Annotated in this window: 15 protein-coding genes; 10 read left to right on the forward strand and 5 right to left on the reverse strand. The window is 64.7% G+C overall.

Going from position 1 to position 14,643, the window contains the following annotated elements; all coding sequences use genetic code 11:
• From J2X50_RS24475 to J2X50_RS24505, 7 genes are all read left to right on the forward strand, one after another.
• Positions 1 to 636, forward strand: a 636-nt coding sequence (locus J2X50_RS24475) for a recombinase family protein (protein ID WP_429098797.1), incomplete at its 5' end; no start/stop codon positions are given.
• A 98-nt stretch (positions 637 to 734) separates the two neighbouring features.
• On the forward strand, positions 735 to 944 hold the full coding sequence (locus J2X50_RS24480) for a ribbon-helix-helix protein, CopG family (RefSeq protein ID WP_035227950.1): 210 nt from the start codon (positions 735 to 737) through the stop codon (positions 942 to 944).
• A 194-nt stretch (positions 945 to 1,138) separates the two neighbouring features.
• A complete protein-coding gene (locus tag J2X50_RS24485) occupies positions 1,139 to 2,017 on the forward strand; it encodes a helix-turn-helix domain-containing protein (RefSeq protein ID WP_035227947.1) in 879 nt (292 codons plus the stop codon).
• A gap of 279 nt (positions 2,018 to 2,296) precedes the next feature.
• Positions 2,297 to 2,569, forward strand: coding sequence for a CopG family ribbon-helix-helix protein (locus tag J2X50_RS24490; RefSeq protein WP_035227945.1), 273 nt, complete (start codon positions 2,297 to 2,299; stop codon positions 2,567 to 2,569).
• Complete coding sequence (locus tag J2X50_RS24495) at positions 2,566 to 2,874, forward strand: type II toxin-antitoxin system RelE/ParE family toxin (RefSeq protein ID WP_035227943.1); 309 nt, start codon at positions 2,566 to 2,568, stop codon at positions 2,872 to 2,874. The genes J2X50_RS24490 and J2X50_RS24495 overlap by 4 nt, the downstream gene beginning before the upstream one ends.
• A 67-nt stretch (positions 2,875 to 2,941) precedes the next feature.
• Positions 2,942 to 3,565 (forward strand): ParA family partition ATPase, encoded by a 624-nt coding sequence (gene parA, locus J2X50_RS24500; RefSeq protein ID WP_035227942.1) that lies wholly within the window; start codon positions 2,942 to 2,944, stop codon positions 3,563 to 3,565.
• A 36-nt stretch (positions 3,566 to 3,601) separates the two neighbouring features.
• The gene (locus J2X50_RS24505; RefSeq protein ID WP_035227939.1) at positions 3,602 to 3,898 is read left to right on the forward strand and encodes a hypothetical protein; all 297 of its coding nucleotides are present in this window, start codon (positions 3,602 to 3,604) and stop codon (positions 3,896 to 3,898) included.
• Positions 3,899 to 4,168: 270 nt separating this feature from the next.
• Here the strand turns inward: J2X50_RS24505 and J2X50_RS24510 are convergent, their stop codons facing one another.
• Positions 4,169 to 5,833: a type IV secretory system conjugative DNA transfer family protein gene (locus tag J2X50_RS24510; RefSeq protein ID WP_035227938.1), complete on the reverse strand. Its 1,665-nt coding sequence runs from the start codon at positions 5,831 to 5,833 to the stop codon at positions 4,169 to 4,171.
• Positions 5,830 to 6,132 carry a hypothetical protein gene (locus tag J2X50_RS24515; protein ID WP_035227937.1) on the reverse strand — a complete coding sequence of 101 codons (303 nt, stop codon included), beginning with the start codon at positions 6,130 to 6,132 and terminating at the stop codon, positions 5,830 to 5,832. The genes J2X50_RS24510 and J2X50_RS24515 overlap by 4 nt, the downstream gene beginning before the upstream one ends.
• 271 nt (positions 6,133 to 6,403) lie before the next feature.
• Here J2X50_RS24515 and traA point away from each other — a divergent pair, with 271 nt between their 5' ends.
• Genes traA through J2X50_RS24530 form a run of 3 tightly spaced genes read left to right on the forward strand, consistent with a single transcriptional unit; the run spans position 6,404 to position 11,470 of the window.
• Entirely contained in the window at positions 6,404 to 10,144 is a 3,741-nt protein-coding gene (gene traA / locus J2X50_RS24520; protein ID WP_026109554.1) for a Ti-type conjugative transfer relaxase TraA, read from the forward strand.
• Positions 10,145 to 10,155: 11 nt separating this feature from the next.
• The gene (locus tag J2X50_RS24525; protein ID WP_017502936.1) at positions 10,156 to 10,905 is read left to right on the forward strand and encodes a DUF6118 family protein; all 750 of its coding nucleotides are present in this window, start codon (positions 10,156 to 10,158) and stop codon (positions 10,903 to 10,905) included.
• A 16-nt stretch (positions 10,906 to 10,921) separates the two neighbouring features.
• Complete coding sequence (locus tag J2X50_RS24530) at positions 10,922 to 11,470, forward strand: AAA family ATPase (RefSeq protein ID WP_035227934.1); 549 nt, start codon at positions 10,922 to 10,924, stop codon at positions 11,468 to 11,470.
• 45 nt (positions 11,471 to 11,515) lie between these two features.
• Here the strand turns inward: J2X50_RS24530 and J2X50_RS24535 are convergent, their stop codons facing one another.
• The 3 genes from J2X50_RS24535 to J2X50_RS24545 all read right to left on the reverse strand — a co-directional run bounded on the left by J2X50_RS24535 (position 11,516) and on the right by J2X50_RS24545 (position 14,482).
• Complete coding sequence (locus tag J2X50_RS24535) at positions 11,516 to 12,073, reverse strand: TetR/AcrR family transcriptional regulator (protein WP_429098805.1); 558 nt, start codon at positions 12,071 to 12,073, stop codon at positions 11,516 to 11,518.
• 15 nt (positions 12,074 to 12,088) lie between these two features.
• Complete coding sequence (locus tag J2X50_RS24540; RefSeq protein WP_026109556.1) at positions 12,089 to 13,600, reverse strand: MFS transporter; 1,512 nt, start codon at positions 13,598 to 13,600, stop codon at positions 12,089 to 12,091.
• A 270-nt stretch (positions 13,601 to 13,870) separates the two neighbouring features.
• Positions 13,871 to 14,482, reverse strand: a complete 612-nt coding sequence (locus J2X50_RS24545; protein WP_038301272.1) for an AAA family ATPase — start codon at positions 14,480 to 14,482, stop codon at positions 13,871 to 13,873.
• Positions 14,483 to 14,643 lie beyond the last annotated feature (161 nt).

Raw genomic sequence — 14,643 nt, forward strand, 5'->3', positions numbered from 1 at the left:
AGGGATTTTCGCGACGGGATGCACCCGCTAGATTCGGGCGGTGAGCATAGCAGCGAAAGCCCCTGCCCCATGATGATCGGATATGCGCGAGTCTCGACCGAGGGCCAGACCCTCGACCAGCAGCGCGCGGCGCTGAAGGCGGCGGGCTGCAAGCGCGTGTTCGAGGAAAAGGCATCCGGCGCGCAGCGCGGCCGCCCCGAGCTGGCGAAGTTGCTGGACCATTTGCAGCCGGGCAACGTGGTGACGGTGACGCGGCTGGATCGCCTCGCCCGATCAACGCGCGATCTTCTCGACATAGCCGAGCGGATCGGCCACGCCGAGGCCGGCTTGCGATCGCTGGCCGAGCCTTGGGCCGACACGACGACGCCGGCCGGGCGCATGGTGCTGACATTCTTCGCCGGCGTTGCCGAGTTCGAGCGCAGCTTGATCCATGAGCGCACGAGCGCCGGCCGAGCTGCGGCGAAGGCGAAGGGCGTTCGGTTCGGCCGCCCCCCTGCCCTGTCGGCCGAGCAGATCGCACACGCCCGCCAGCTCATCAGCGAGGACAAGAAGCCGGCCGAGGTTGCCCGGCTCTTGGGCGTTCATCGTGCGACGCTCTACCGGGCTTTAGAACGCAATGACGTGAATACGCATTGACGCAACTACGTTTAGTCGCCCGGCCCTAGAAGTAGTGCCTTTCGCGGTTCCTTCCGCAAGGGATTGCAGAATCGGGCGGCTTGCTCTTAGTTGTAAACATGAAGGAACGCGCGGAAGAGATTCGCAGGGGCGTTGCCGCCCACAGGGCGCGGCAGATCGCGGCCGGCCGCGTGGCGTTGAATACCTATGTTCCGGGCGAGCTTGTCGAGGCGATCGACAGGATCAAGGAGCAACGGGGCGTGTCAGCACGCGCCCCGATCATCGAGGAAGCGTTGAGGTTCTATATCGAAGCGAAGCAAGGGACATAACGGCAAAACGCCCGACCGCGCCAACGGTCGAGCGTTTTTGTAGGCCGTCAGACACACCGTAGATCAGGGGTCCGCTAACTCTCCCCTTATCTACGCTACAGCACTCCAATTCGCAAGATTGATTCTTGCGGAAACGGGAGTGCCGTGCCTGCCGTCCGCGCCGTCATGTCCTTCAAGTGGAAGGACGAGGGCATATGTTAGGGACGCACTACGCGGCCGCGATCGGCTGCGCGCGCGGGAACGCGCTTGATGAAATCATGCGGGAGGTCTGGACCCGATACGGCGCGGGCCAGCTCACCGACGACGAGGCCGGGCAGCTCACCGCGCTCGCCCATGAACGCCGGGCCATGTTGCGGGGATCAGGACAGACCGCGCTAGGGCTGATCTTCCCGCCCCCGGCCGCGCGCTGCCCGACACCAGTTCGCCGGCATAGTCATATCCGGGGGCGGTCGGAGGGCCGCATATGGCGGCCGACGACGCGCAAGGACGTGCAGGCGATCTTGAGGGCGGCCGAAATCTACAACGAGGACGGCTTGCGCCAGAAGGGCGAGCGCAGCGGGCCGCTCGGGTCGGTGGCGCTGGACGTGCTGCGGCTGTTCGTCAATCTCATCGACTTCCGCACCGGCCGGCTAGAGCCGTCAATCACCACGATCATGGATCGGCTAGGCCGGTCGCGCGATACGATCGTGCGGGCGCTGAAGAACCTGCGGGCGCATGGTTTCATCGACTGGCTGCGCCGCTACGAGCCGACCGGGAATGAGGGGCGCGGCCCACAGGTCCAGCAGGCGAGCAACGCCTATCGCCTGTCCCTGCCGGAAAAGGCCCGTCAGTTTCTCGGCCGGTTCGGCAAGGCCCCGCCCCCGCCTGCCGATCATGGACAGGATCAGCAGGCATGGAGCGAGGCAATCGACGCCTACAAGACCACCCTGCCCCTCGATGAGCGAACGCAGCTCGACGCTGGCGATAGTCCGCTCGGAAAGGCCCTCGTGATGCTGGCAAAGAGTGTGATGAAACGTGAGTCCGATAACCAGACTGAATCCCCATCTGATCTATATCTAAAAGGCGGAACATAAGCGGACGCCGCTGTGCGGGCCGCTTTCGCGGCCCTGCGGCGGTTCCGATCCGCTTATAGGGCGGATCGGGAAGCGGCACCCTCGCCACCTAATCCGCACCGCTCGCGCCTGCGGCCAGCGTCCTACGGGCTTTCGAGAGGGAGCGAGGGGCAAGGTCGGCGTTTAATTATTTACGTAAATACGTATTAACGTGTAAACGCATTACCTTGATAGAAGGCGATGGCGGCGGCCGGGAAAACGTGCTAGGCTGTACACAATTCAACACGCGGAGGCGATTCCATGACCGCCAGCACCACCATGACGATTCGGGTTAGGCCCGATGTGAAAGAAAAGCTCGACCGGATCGCGAACGACACGCAGCGAAGCAAATCCTTCCTCGCCGGCGAGGCCGTCGCCGCCTATGTCGATCGCGAGCTTGAAATCATTGACGGCATCAAGCGCGGCATGGCCGACGCAGCGGCCGGCCGCGTGATCCCCCATGATGAGGCGATGGCGGAAATCTATGCCGTCATCGAGGAAGCCAAAGCCGAAAAGCAAGCGGGCAAGGCGTGAAGCGGTCGGTCACATGGTCCCGCGAGGCGCTGGACGACATCAAGGTGCAGGTTAAGCACATCGCCAAAGATAGCCCGCCTGCCGCCACGCGGGTTGCGGATCGGATTCGAGACGCGGGCAAGGCCCTTGGGGACATGGCAACGGGCCGGCCCGGTCGCGTGACAGGAACCTACGAGAAGTCCGTCGCGCGCCTGCCCTATATCATCGCTTATGAGCTGCGGGATATGGCGGGCCGGGAAAGCGTTGTGATCGTGCGCGTCATCCACACGTCGCTGGATTGGCAACCCGAGGAATGGCCGCACTAGCTTAAAGACGTAGTAACGTCTCTAGCTATATTCTTGAATACGTATTCACGCAAAGAAGGATTAACGCATGAACGTCATTGCGTTTTTGAGCCAGAAGGGCGGGAGCGGAAAAACCACGCTTTCGGTTCATACCGCCGTGGCGGCCGAGGCGACCGGCGAACGGGTTTGCGTCATCGACGCGGACCCACAGGAGAGCGCGACCGCATGGGCGAACGCGCGGGAAGCCGGAACGCCGATCGTCGCCACGGCACAGGCCGGGGAGCTGGACGCCGCGCTTAGGGCGGCCGAGGGCGAGGGCATGACCTTGGCCGTAGTGGACGCCCCGCCCCATGCCGCCCCGGCGGCCGGCCAGATCGCCCGAAGGTCGGAGCTGGTCTTGATTCCGGTCCGACCGTCCGCGTTTGACCTCGCTGCCGTCCCGGCCGCCGTCGAGATCGTGGTGGCCGCGAAGGTGCGCGGCGCGTTCGTCCTGTCCGCCTGCCCGTTCCGTGCGCCCGAGATCGGGGAGACGCGCGCGGCGTTGGAAGCCTACGGACTGCCGATCGTTCCCGGCGAGATTACCGACCGGCGCGCGTTTGCCCGCGCCGTCACGACCGGCAGCGCCGTGACGGAGTTCGAGGCCGAAGGGAAAGCAGCGGAGGAAATCCGGGCTTTGTGGGCGTGGATCAAGGACACGTTAGAACGTAAATAGCTAAATACGTAAGAGCGTATTGAAGGAGCGGAACCTATGGCAAAGAAAGCAACCGGCCTCGCGGCCTTCACCCGCCCCAAGGCCGGCGCGGAAGCCACCAGCCTTGCAGCGATCGAGGACGAGCGGCCGGCCGTGGAAATCCCGACGCCGAGGCGAAAGAGGGGAGGGGGCGAGACTGTTGCGCTTACGGTCAAGGTCCGGCGATCGGACTGGCAGCGCCTTCGCCAGCTCGCGGATGCAGAGGGAACGACAATTCAGGCGATGGCCGAGGCCGGGCTTTCGGCGGTTCTGGCGCAGCACGGATTGCCGCCGATCGAGCCTTATGCACGTTGATACGTAAATAGCTAAATACGCTAATGCTTACGCGTATGACCCGCCCCCCGGCCGTCCCTACGGCCCTAGATGATGAGAGCGGGACGGCCGGGGGGCTACCGTCGCGGCCGTGGTGTTTCCCTGAATAGAGCTTGCACCAGGTCGGCGGGTGGATCGCGGCGTAAGCCGCGCCGGCCCGGCGGCGAACGCGCCCCCAATAGCGCCGTAGAGAGCCGGAGGGCCGTTCGTAACAAAGTCCCGGCGCTATCGCCGGGTCCGTTTCTTGTCACGTCAGGCAGCGTCATACAGCCCCCGGAACTCGGGATCGGCATAATAGGCGAGCTTGCCGGCGACGATCGGCCGTTGCCCGGCGAGGAACAGCAATTCGACATGCTGCGGCAGGTTGCGGACCTCATCCGGGGTGAGCAGCGAGCGGGCCGTGTGTTGCTCGCCGTAGGAAATGCCGGATTTGTCGGAATCGAGCGCGCGGCTCATGGTCTGGAACACAACGGTTTCCTGCCCGAGCAGATCGGAGACAAGCCGGGCGCTGTCGTGATCGTTGACGCCGAACACCTGTAGGACGCCGGCGTTTGACAGGAAGGTTCCGGCCCGCTGCCCATAGGTGGCGCGGAGCTGGTGAACGTCTTGCAGGATGGGCCAGAGCTGGACGCCGTAGCCGGCCATGAGGCCCATTGCGCGCTCGACGGGAGCCAGATGGCCGAGGGCGGCGAATTCATCCAGCAGATAGAGGACCGGCACGGCCGGCTTGGCGGGATCGCGGGCCATGTCGGTGAGGCTTTGGGCGACGAGCAGGCGCAGCCAGCGGGAATAGGTGGCGAGGCGATCGGGCGGCAGGACGAGGAACACCGAGACGTTGCGGCGCTTGAGATCGGCAAAGCGGAAATCGGATCGGCCGAGGACCGCGACCATGCGCGGCGAGTCGAGGAAATGGGTATGGCGCTGCGCGGCCGAGAGGACGCCGGCCGCCTCGCGGTCGGATTTGCCGAGGTGGCGGTTTGCGGCGCGGGCGATCAGGCCGGAGGCGGCCGTTGACGCCTGCATGTCCTTCAGGAGCGCGGCGAAGGCTTCAGGGGCGAGGGTGAGATATTCGCGCAGGGTGGCGAGGTTTCGCCTGTCGCGCGGCCCGGTGGCGGCAATATGGAGGATCAGGCCGGCAATAAGCGCCTTGGCTTCCTCGTTCCAATGCGTTTCGCCGGCCATGCCCGGTTCATCGAACACGAGGGCGTCGGCAAGGGTGCTTGCATCTTCCGCGACATCGAGGCCGGCCGGGTCGAGCCCTTCCAGCGGATTGAAGGCGGCCGAGGGCTGGCCGGTGACGCCGAAGGGGTCGAGGACGTGGACCGGGCCGAATTGCTGGCGGGCGCGGCCGGCAATTTTCGCGTTCTCGCCCTTGGGGTCGATGCAGATCACGGAGCGGTCGGCGGTGAGCAGATTCGGGATGATGGTTCCCACCCCCTTGCCGGTTCTGGTCGGAGCCATCGTCAGCAGATGGGCCGGGCCGTCATAGCGCAGGAGCTTCCCGGTCTTGCCGTCACGGCCGATCAGCAGGCCGGAATCGGCGCGGGCGAGGGCGGCGGTTTCCTTGTCAGTGGCGAAGCGGGCCGAGCCGTGGGTTTCGCCGTCCATATCCCCGAAGTGGATAATCAGCGGATTGGTGAGGAAGCGGAAAGCGAGCGCCAGCAGCACCAGCAGCGTGACGAGATCGAGCAGGAGAACCGGAACCGAGCCGACGCGAAAGCCGATTTGTTCGAGAGCGAAGCGGCCGCCGAAGCCGACGACGAACAGGACGATAACAAGGAGGAACAGAAGCCCGAGAAGCGGTTTCCAGATGCGGAAAGGTGCGGCGAGCAGAGCGACGAACGCCCATAGCGGATCACGCGCGGCCTGCCGCATCATGTTCTTGAACGCACCCCATGCAAGTCTCGCCTGACTCATGCGGCGGTCCCCCCGGCGCTGTCTGTCGTCTCGGCGGCCGGCGCGTTGCCGATCAGGTCGGCAAACAGTTCCTTGTCACCGTGGCGCGTCAGGAAGTCGGGCAGCTCACGGCGCAGCCAGTCGGGCAGGGCGCGCGAGATTTCATCGTGGCCGTTTTCGAGGCGATGCAGGATGAGCGCGCCGAGCAGCACCTTGCGGCGCGTGTCGTTGGCGCGTTCCTGCTTCGACAGACGGGCCTTGAGCGTGGCGCGCTGCGCATCCAGTTCGGCCAAGCGTTGTTCGATCGTTTTGCGCGCCATTCTTCAAATCTCCTTTTCCGGTCGTTCGCCTAGACTATCATTCCCGGCTGCCTTTTCCAGCGTTTGCCCGTTGAGCTTGAGTTTTCGACGGTTTTGCAGCACAATCCGGGCCTCAGTTCATCGCATCGACCTTGCCGCAAGCGCCACACCGAGCGACGAAAGAGCGGAGCGATTGAGTTGAGAAGGGCGCACTTACGAGTTACTGCGTAACTCAGCGCGCTGTCAGCTAGAAAGCTGACGGGAAAGGCGGAAACGGGATCGAGGCAACGGGTTGGCGATCTACCATTTCAGCATGAAGCCAGTTTCGCGGGCGAAGGGCCGTAGCGCCGTCGCCTCTATGGCTTATCGTGCCGGGGAGAAGTTGACCAACGAGCGCGACGGCATCACGCACGACTACACGGCAAAGCAGGGCGTCGAACATGCCGAGATCGTCTTGCCGGAAGGCGTCAACGCCGATTGGGCGCGGGATCGCTCGACGCTCTGGAACGCCGCCGAGTTTGCCGAGAAGCGGAAGGATGCCCGCGTTGCCCGCGAGTTCGAGGTTGCCTTGCCGCATGAGCTTTCGGCCGAGGAACGGCTAGAGGCGGCGCGGGAGATGGCGCAGGAGCTGGCCGACCGCTACGGCGCGGCCGTGGATTTCGCCATTCATGCACCGCACGAGGCGAGCGACGTTCGCAATCACCATGCCCATATCCTTATGACCACGCGGCAGGTGACGGAGAACGGGCTAGGCGACAAGACCTATCTTGAGCGCGAAAACAAATGGCTGCTGGCGCACGACCTGCCGACGACCGATATGCAGCTCCGCGACCTTCGCCAGAGGTGGGAGGGGATCGCCAACGAGCGGCTTGCAATGGCCGGGCTTGATATTCGGATCGACCATCGTTCGCACATGGAGCGCGGGCTTGAGATCGCGCCGACCGAGCATATGGGCGTCCATGCCTCGCAGATGGAACGGCGCGGCCTCGACGTGTCGCGGTCGCGGCTGGACGAGGATGCGGCCCGGCGCAATGCCGAGCTGATCCGGGAGAAGCCCGAGCAGGTTCTAACCCTCATCACCGGGGAAAAGAGCGTGTTCGATCGCCACGACGTTGCGCGGGCGCTGCATCGCTACATCAACGACGACCCGCAGGAGTTCCAGAGCGCCTTTGCGAAGGTGATGGCCTCGCCGGCGCTGGTCGAGTTGCAGCCCGAGCGCGCGGACCCGGCAACGGGCGAGATCGAGCTTGCTCGCTATTCCACCCGCGAAATGGTCGAGATCGAATCCGGCATGATCGAGAGCGCGCAGCGGATGCACGCGGCTCATGGTCATGGCGTCGATCGCCGGCATGTCGAGCGGGCGATAGATGCCCAAGACGCCGCCATTCGGTCGAGCGTTTCCCATGACACGGCCGGGAAGGTTGCGCGGGGCGAGCTGGACGCCGGCGAACGTGAACGCCAGATCGAGACGGCGCGACTTTCGGACGAGCAGCGCCGGGCGATCGAGCATATCACCGGGCCGGAGCGGATCGCGGCCGTTGTCGGTTATGCCGGCGCTGGCAAGTCCACCATGCTCGCGGCCGCGCGCGAGGCGTGGGAGGCCGAAGGCTATCAGGTCCACGGCGCGGCCCTGTCGGGGAAGGCGGCCGAGGGCTTGGAGGAAAGTTCCGGCATCCAGAGCCGCACCCTCGCATCATGGTCCCGCGGTTGGGAGAACGACCGCGGCACGATCGGCCGCGGCGACGTGTTCGTGATCGACGAGGCGGGCATGGTCGGGAGCCGCCAGCTCGCCCGCTTCGTTGGCGAGGCCGAGGCGCGCGGGGCGAAGATCGTCCTTGTAGGCGACCATGAGCAGTTGCAGGCGATCGGGGCCGGCGCACCGTTCCGGGCGATCACGGAGGAAATCGGCCATGCCGAGCTGTCGGAGATTCGCCGGCAGCGCGTGGACTGGCAGCGGGACGCTTCCATTGACTTCGCCACGCACCGGACGGCCGAGGGGCTGGCGGCCTATCGGGATCACGGCAATATCAGCTTTGCCGAGACAGGCGAGGACGCGCGCGGCCAGATCGTGCGGGACTACCTTGCCGATCGCGATGAACGTCCGGACGGCACCCGGGTTGCGATGGCGCATCGCCGGGCCGATGTTCGCGCCATCAATGACGCGATCCGGGCCGAGCTACAGGACCGGGGTGTTTTGGCACGGGGCGAGCTGGCGCGCGTGGCCGACGACAGCCTTGCGCCGGGCGACGTCGCCCATGAGCGGGAAGGGCCGGGCCGGGCGCTGACCTTCCAGACCAATACCGGGCAGAGGGAGTTCGCGCCGGGCGACCGCATCGTGTTCTTGGAGAACAACCGCGACCTTGGCGTGAAAAACGGGATGCTAGGCACGGTCGAGCATGTCGAGGCGGGCCGGATCGTCGCGCAGCTCGACGGCCGGGGCGGCGATAGTGTTTCCGTGCCGATGGGCGACTATCAGGCGATCGACCACGGTTATGCGACGACGATTCACAAAAATCAGGGGGCGACGGTCGATCGCTCCTATGTGATGGCGTCGGGGACGATGGACCGGCATCTAACCTATGTCGCCATGACCCGGCATCGTGACGGGGTGCAGCTCTACGCGGCACAGGACGAGTTCACCAATGCCGGCCGGCTGGTCGAGCATGGGGCCGCGCCCTTCGAGCATGACCCGCAGAAGTCCGACAGCTATTTCGTGACGCTGGAAAACGACAAGGGCGAGCAGCGCACCCTATGGGGCGTCGATCTAGAGCGGGCCATGAAGGAGGCCGCGCCGGAGATCGGGGAGAAGATCGGCCTACAGCATGAGGGTTCCACCCCCGTCACCTTGCCCGATGGGACGCAGACGCACCGCAACACATGGAAGGTTCAGGACGCCGGCGAGCTGGCCTATAGCCAGCTAGAACGCCGCCTGTCCCGGTCGGGCGTGAAGGAAACGACGCTCGACTATACCCGCGACTTTGCCGAGCGGCGCGGGATCGCGGAGCAAATGGGCGTCCGCAGCGAGATCGAGATTCCGGCCGAGCGCGCCGGGCTACGTGCGGAACGGGAGTCGACGGCCGGGGATCACGCCCTTGAGCGGAGATCCTCGCAAAAAGTCGGCGCGGATCTCGCGCAGGATCTTCGTGCAGATCCGCGCGAAGATCTCGCCAGCGATCGACAGCAGCGCCGCAATCCGTTCGAGGGCCTGAAACTCGGGCGCGGCGCGGCGGCCGAGAGCCGCGAGCCAGACCGCGCCGGCGAGGACGGCCCGCAGATCGACCAGAAACGGCCGCAGCAGGCCGAGAAGCAGCGGCGCGGTATGTTCGCCGGCCTCAAGCTCAATGCACGCCCTGCGCCCTCACAGGAGCGCGGCGAGGCATCGCGGATGCAGCGACGGCCGGAAAGGGAAGGGAGCTTGCGGCAGGCGCCGGCGCCCGACCGGCTGGCCGAGCGGGCGCGGGGGCAGTCGCCGCTTGAGCAGGCCGTTGACCGCTATTCGCGGGCCTATCAGTCGATCGACCAGCACCGGCGCGAGGGCCTGCCGGTCCTCGACATGCAGCGGCAGGAAATGGGCGATGCCGGCCAGCAGCTCGACCAGGTGCGCGACGGCATGAAAGATTTGATGCGTTCGACCCTGCAAAACGACCCGGCGACGGCGCGCGCCATGACCGAGCTTTCCGGCCGGGAGCGTGTCGCGCAGGTGATCGACGGGATGAAGCGCGAAAACGCCGCGCTGCAAGACCCGAATGTCAGGGCCGAGCGGTTTGTTGAACGCTGGCAGGAACTACAGGGCCAGCGCCGGGAGCTTCGCGGCTGGCAGCACGACGATGCCCGCGCCAAGGTCGAAAGCCAGATGAACGGCCTGACCAAGAGCCTCGAACGTGACCCGCAGGTAGATTCCATCCTGCGCAATCGCCGGCAGGAGCTTGGAATCGGGCAGGAGCTTCGCCGGGGGCAGAGCATCGCCCATCAGCTACAAGAAGAAATGTCACGCAGCCGGCAGATTAGCCGGGGCATCGGTTTGGGAAGGTAGGCACGGAGAATATGACGGAGCTGGACGACGACAGGGAAGGAATCGCACGGCAAGCACTGGACGAGGACGCCGGCGACCCGGCCGCCGCGTTCGATGCGCTCCGGCGCACGATCGAGACGCAGGGCGCGCAGATCGGCGCGGAAATGACCGTGATGCGGCGTGGGCTGGAAGCGGCTTTCGACCAGCTCGAAAAGATCGAGCCGGCGCAGGACTACAAGCCCCAGCTCGCCCAGCTCGTGCAGGCGCTCGACACTGTTGCGGAGCGGATGCACGGCGTAGAGCAATCGCCTATTCTCCGGCAGGGCGCGACGCACTATGCGGCGCTCCTCGAGCGCAGCGGCGAGGCCCTGATACGCACCGCCGCGCAACAGCTCGAGCGGCAGGCGTCCGACCTCGAGCGCGCCGGCCGCAATCTTTCGGCGCACGTCGCCGGCGCGCGGGAGCGTAGCCGGCAAGATTGGTGGCTTGTCGCCGCTTTCGCGGTCGGCCTGCTCGCCGGCGCGCTGGTGATGTTGTTCCTTCCGCGCCTGTTGCCGTTCTCGGCCGCGCCGCGTGTCGCCAGCGTCGTCATGGGCGAAAGGCCGTGGCAGGCCGGTATGAGCCTCATGGCGTTCGGCAGCCCGGAAGCGTGGCAGCGCGTGGCCTCGGCCGACCAGCTCCTTGAAACGAACAGGGAGGCGGTAGCGGCTTGTTGGGAGGCCGCGCGCACGGCCGGCGAGGATCAGCGATGCACGATCACGGTGAAAGCGCCGGCGCAGTAGTGTGGAAGGAGTTTCTATGGCTAACGCTCAACATATGTTCGTCGTGACTGGCGGCCCCGGTTCCGGCAAAAGCAGCCTGATTGACGCCATGACCCGGCGCGGCTTCCGCACGATGCCCGAGGCCGGCCGGGCGATCATACAAGATCAAGTCAGGATCGGCGGGCCAGCCTTGCCTTGGGCGGATCGGGCCATCTTTGCCGAACTCATGTTGGGTTGGGAGCTGCGTTCCTATCACGAGGCTCTTGCGAGTGACGCGCCTGTCCTGATGGATCGCGGGATTCCTGATGTTGTCGGCTATCTTACGCTCTGCGGCCTGCCTGTCCCGGCTCATATTGAGGCGGCGGCGAAAATTCATCCCTACAACGAGCGGGTTTTCCTCGCCCCGTATTGGGGTGCCATTTTCGCGCAGGACGCCGAGCGCAAGCAGGACCGGCAGGAGGCCGAGGCGACCGGCCGAGTCATGGCCGAAACTTACACCCGGCTTGGCTATCAGATTGTAGAGCTGCCGCTGGTAGGGATCGAGCAGCGCGCCGACTTCATCGCGGAACGTCTGCAAGCCGGGTGAAGCAGGCTAAAACTGTCGCATGTTTTGGGAGTTTCGCGACAAAGTCTATGAGTTCTTACTATCTCGCGTCATGCTTTCGGCCATCGTCACCAGCTCACGACAGACACGCTCCTTGAGCTTGGCCGGCAATGGCCGGTTGGACATTGCCTCGTGGACCCACAGGCCATCAGCAGCAAGACGGGCGACGAAGCGCGCGAGGGCTGCCGGATCGTCGTCGTCAGGAACCGGCGGCGACCAGCGGTCAAGAACGCCCTGCCATAAGGAATCAAGGTCCGGCTCGCCGGCGCTTTCCAGCATCATCAGAAGTTCGACGCGGCGGGCCATCTGCGCGCAGCTCTGGATATAGGCCGCATCGCGTTCGGCCGGCTCCACCGTGTCGGCTTTGCCGCCCGCGATCTTCTCCATGCCCGCCTCCCATTGGTCGGCAAGATGTTGGTGGGCCGCGAGGATAAGCGCCTCCCGCGACGGGAAGTGGTAGAGCAAGCCGCCGCGCGTCAGCCCGGTTTCGGCCGCAACGGCGTCGAAGGTGACAGCGGTAATGCCGTCACGCTCGACAATGGCGATGATCGCGTCGAGGATTTTCCTGCGATTTCTGGTCCGCATGATGCCCTCCGCGAACTAGTGGGATGATGGATAGAGCGAGGATTGCGACCCCGGCCCGTAACGGCGCAGAAGAACCCCGGTCACGATCGCGCCGGCCGCCAATAGCGCAGCCCCGACATACATCACCACCAGATAGGCATTGTCGAAGGCAGCGGATGCAGCCGCGACGAGCGCCGGCCCGTTTGCCGTGTCTCCGGCCGCCAGCGTGAGAGCGGTGGCGATGTTGTCGCGCGCTTCCACGGGAGCGCCTTCGGGCAGGGCGATCCCGAGTGTATAGAGCGCCGAAAGCAGACTACCGAGAATGGCGACGGCGAGCAGGCCGCCGAACTCGTAGGACACTTCCTCGACCGAGGCGGCCATGCCGGCGCGATGCACGGGCGCGTTGCCGATGATGGCCGTGGACGCGACCGACGCAGCGGCTCCAAGCCCCGCGCCGGTCAGGAACATACCTGCAAGCACCCATCCCGTTCCCTGCGACAGTCCCCACGCCGTCAGCAGCACGGCGAGCGACCCCGCCCCAAGCCCTCCCGCGATCAGGTAGAGCAGGCCAATGCGGTGCAGCAGCGCGCCGCCGAGCAGCGCGGTCGGCAACGAGCCGATGGCGGCGGCGGAAACCAGCAAGCCGGCCTCCAGCGGGGAATAGCCGGCGACGAGTTGGAACCGCTGCGTCGTCACGAGCTGGATACCGCCCAAGGCGAACATCATCATGGCGGCGGCCAGCACGCCAGACGAAAAGGCCGGGTTGCGGAAAATCGAGAAGTCGAGCAGCGGAAACGGCAAGCGCGCTTGTCGCCGGACGAACAGGAAGCCCGCCGCTGCGGTGACGAGCAAGGCCGCGCTCAATACGGCCGAAGACGGATTGGCGCTGGCCGCGTCCTTGATTGCGATCACGAGCGCGGACAGCGCGGCCAATGCCAGAACTGATGACAGCAAGTCCCACGGCCGCGAGCCGTCGCCGGCGACCTTCGGCGCGACCAGCAGCGTCCCGATGAAAGCCGCGATCACCACCGGAACATTGATAAGGAAGACTGACCCCCACCAGAAATGTTCGAGCAGCAATCCCCCGATGATCGGGCCTATGGCGGCCCCCACGATCGAGATGGAACCCCATATGGCGATAGCGATGTTGCGCTCGCGCTCGACGGTGAAGGTGATGCGGATCAGGGCCAATGTGGCGGGCATCATGGCAGATGCCCCGATGGCGAGGAAGGCGCGGGCGGCGATCAGCACTTCCGGCGTGGGGGAGAACGCAGCCACGATGGACGCGATGCCGAACAGGACAAGGCCGGCGAGGAACATTGTGCGATGGCCGATGCGGTCGCCAAGCGTTCCGGCACCGAGCAGCAGGCCGGCCATGACCAGCGGATAGGCGTTGATGATCCATAGCCCCTGCGTGGTCGTCGCCCCGAGTTCGCGGGTGAGCGTCGGAAGGGCGGTATAGAGGACGGAGTTGTCGAGGGTGATGAGCAGCAGGCCGGCAGCCACCGTCACCAGCAAGAGCCATCGGTTTGAATGTGAGGCCGTCATTGGGAATCCATCCGGTTTGAGCAGCCGTCGCTATACATTCTAGATTGTAAAGTTTCAACTCAAAAAGCTCGGTCAGTTGTCGCGGAAATCCTGACTTTCGCATCAAAATCGGCGGCGCTGAATTTGCAGGGAAAATTCTGTCGCAAAAGTCAGGTGCGAAAGTCAAACTTGTGCGACTGACTTTCGCGACACGTCGCGGCCCGGATTCCGGGCCGCTGCGGACGTGGTGCAGGATTTAGGAGTTGCGAGACATAAAGAGCGCGAAGAAATTTAGTTTTGGACCACCAGATCAAAAGACCTTGGCGGGCAGACGCGCTCGAAATAGTAGCTTTCAACATCATCCCAAACAGCATGCCACGCGGTTAAGAAGTCCTCCGCGCCCTGTTCGCGCGCAGCAGTCCGTTCATGCCGCACTTTGGTCGGCACATCCACGATCACAGCGAGGTCGATCAAATCCCGAAGGAACGGAGATGCGGAATAAGCTCCTTCGAGCAGAATCGTGGGCGCTGGCGCGACTTCGGTAAATTCGTCCTTGAGGCTGTAAGTGCCATCCGGGCCTAATCCCTGCATGAAGTCGAAAGCTCGCCACTGTGCAGGTTCCCCCTTGCGTAGAGGCTCTATTGCCTCGCGAACGCGGTCCCACTCGAAAACGCCGTTCAACCGTTCCGCCACGGTTTTTTGGGGCCACTCGGACTCGGGAACCTGCGTCTGATAGAAGTCGTCCAGCGTAACCAAAGCTATGTCGGTCAGCGTCGCTAACCTTGCCGCAATCGTTGACTTACCGGAGCCGCTTCCCCCGTCGAGCGCCACGACAACAGGACGTGCGAGTTCTACGCGGAGGGCTTCTATCTTCTCGAAGATGTGGATTTCAGGTGACTTCATTGTTCAATCAATTTCGATGATGCAGCGTTGTCGCGAAAATCCCAAAACCCGCGACAGTCGCACAATAGGGATTTTCGCGACGGGATGCACCCGCTAGATTCGGGCGGTGAGCATAGCAGCGAAAGCCCCTGCCCCATGATGATCGGATATGCGCGAGTCTC

This window comes from Aminobacter sp. BE322 (genome assembly GCF_050433525.1).
GTDB lineage: Bacteria > Pseudomonadota > Alphaproteobacteria > Rhizobiales > Rhizobiaceae > Aminobacter.

Bases quoted from the DNA above. Each gene is read 5' to 3' on its own strand.
- J2X50_RS24480 (WP_035227950.1), top strand. From the start codon at position 735: ATGAAGGAACGCGCGGAAGAGATTCGCAGGGGCGTTGCCGCCCACAGG.
- J2X50_RS24485 (WP_035227947.1), top strand. From the start codon at position 1,139: ATGTTAGGGACGCACTACGCGGCCGCGATCGGCTGCGCGCGCGGGAAC.
- J2X50_RS24490 (WP_035227945.1), top strand. From the start codon at position 2,297: ATGACCGCCAGCACCACCATGACGATTCGGGTTAGGCCCGATGTGAAA.
- parA (WP_035227942.1), top strand. From the start codon at position 2,942: ATGAACGTCATTGCGTTTTTGAGCCAGAAGGGCGGGAGCGGAAAAACC.
- J2X50_RS24505 (WP_035227939.1), top strand. From the start codon at position 3,602: ATGGCAAAGAAAGCAACCGGCCTCGCGGCCTTCACCCGCCCCAAGGCC.
- J2X50_RS24510 (WP_035227938.1), bottom strand. From the start codon at position 5,833: ATGAGTCAGGCGAGACTTGCATGGGGTGCGTTCAAGAACATGATGCGG.
- J2X50_RS24515 (WP_035227937.1), bottom strand. From the start codon at position 6,132: ATGGCGCGCAAAACGATCGAACAACGCTTGGCCGAACTGGATGCGCAG.
- J2X50_RS24525 (WP_017502936.1), top strand. From the start codon at position 10,156: ATGACGGAGCTGGACGACGACAGGGAAGGAATCGCACGGCAAGCACTG.
- J2X50_RS24530 (WP_035227934.1), top strand. From the start codon at position 10,922: ATGGCTAACGCTCAACATATGTTCGTCGTGACTGGCGGCCCCGGTTCC.
- J2X50_RS24535 (WP_429098805.1), bottom strand. From the start codon at position 12,073: ATGCGGACCAGAAATCGCAGGAAAATCCTCGACGCGATCATCGCCATT.
- J2X50_RS24540 (WP_026109556.1), bottom strand. From the start codon at position 13,600: ATGACGGCCTCACATTCAAACCGATGGCTCTTGCTGGTGACGGTGGCT.
- J2X50_RS24545 (WP_038301272.1), bottom strand. From the start codon at position 14,482: ATGAAGTCACCTGAAATCCACATCTTCGAGAAGATAGAAGCCCTCCGC.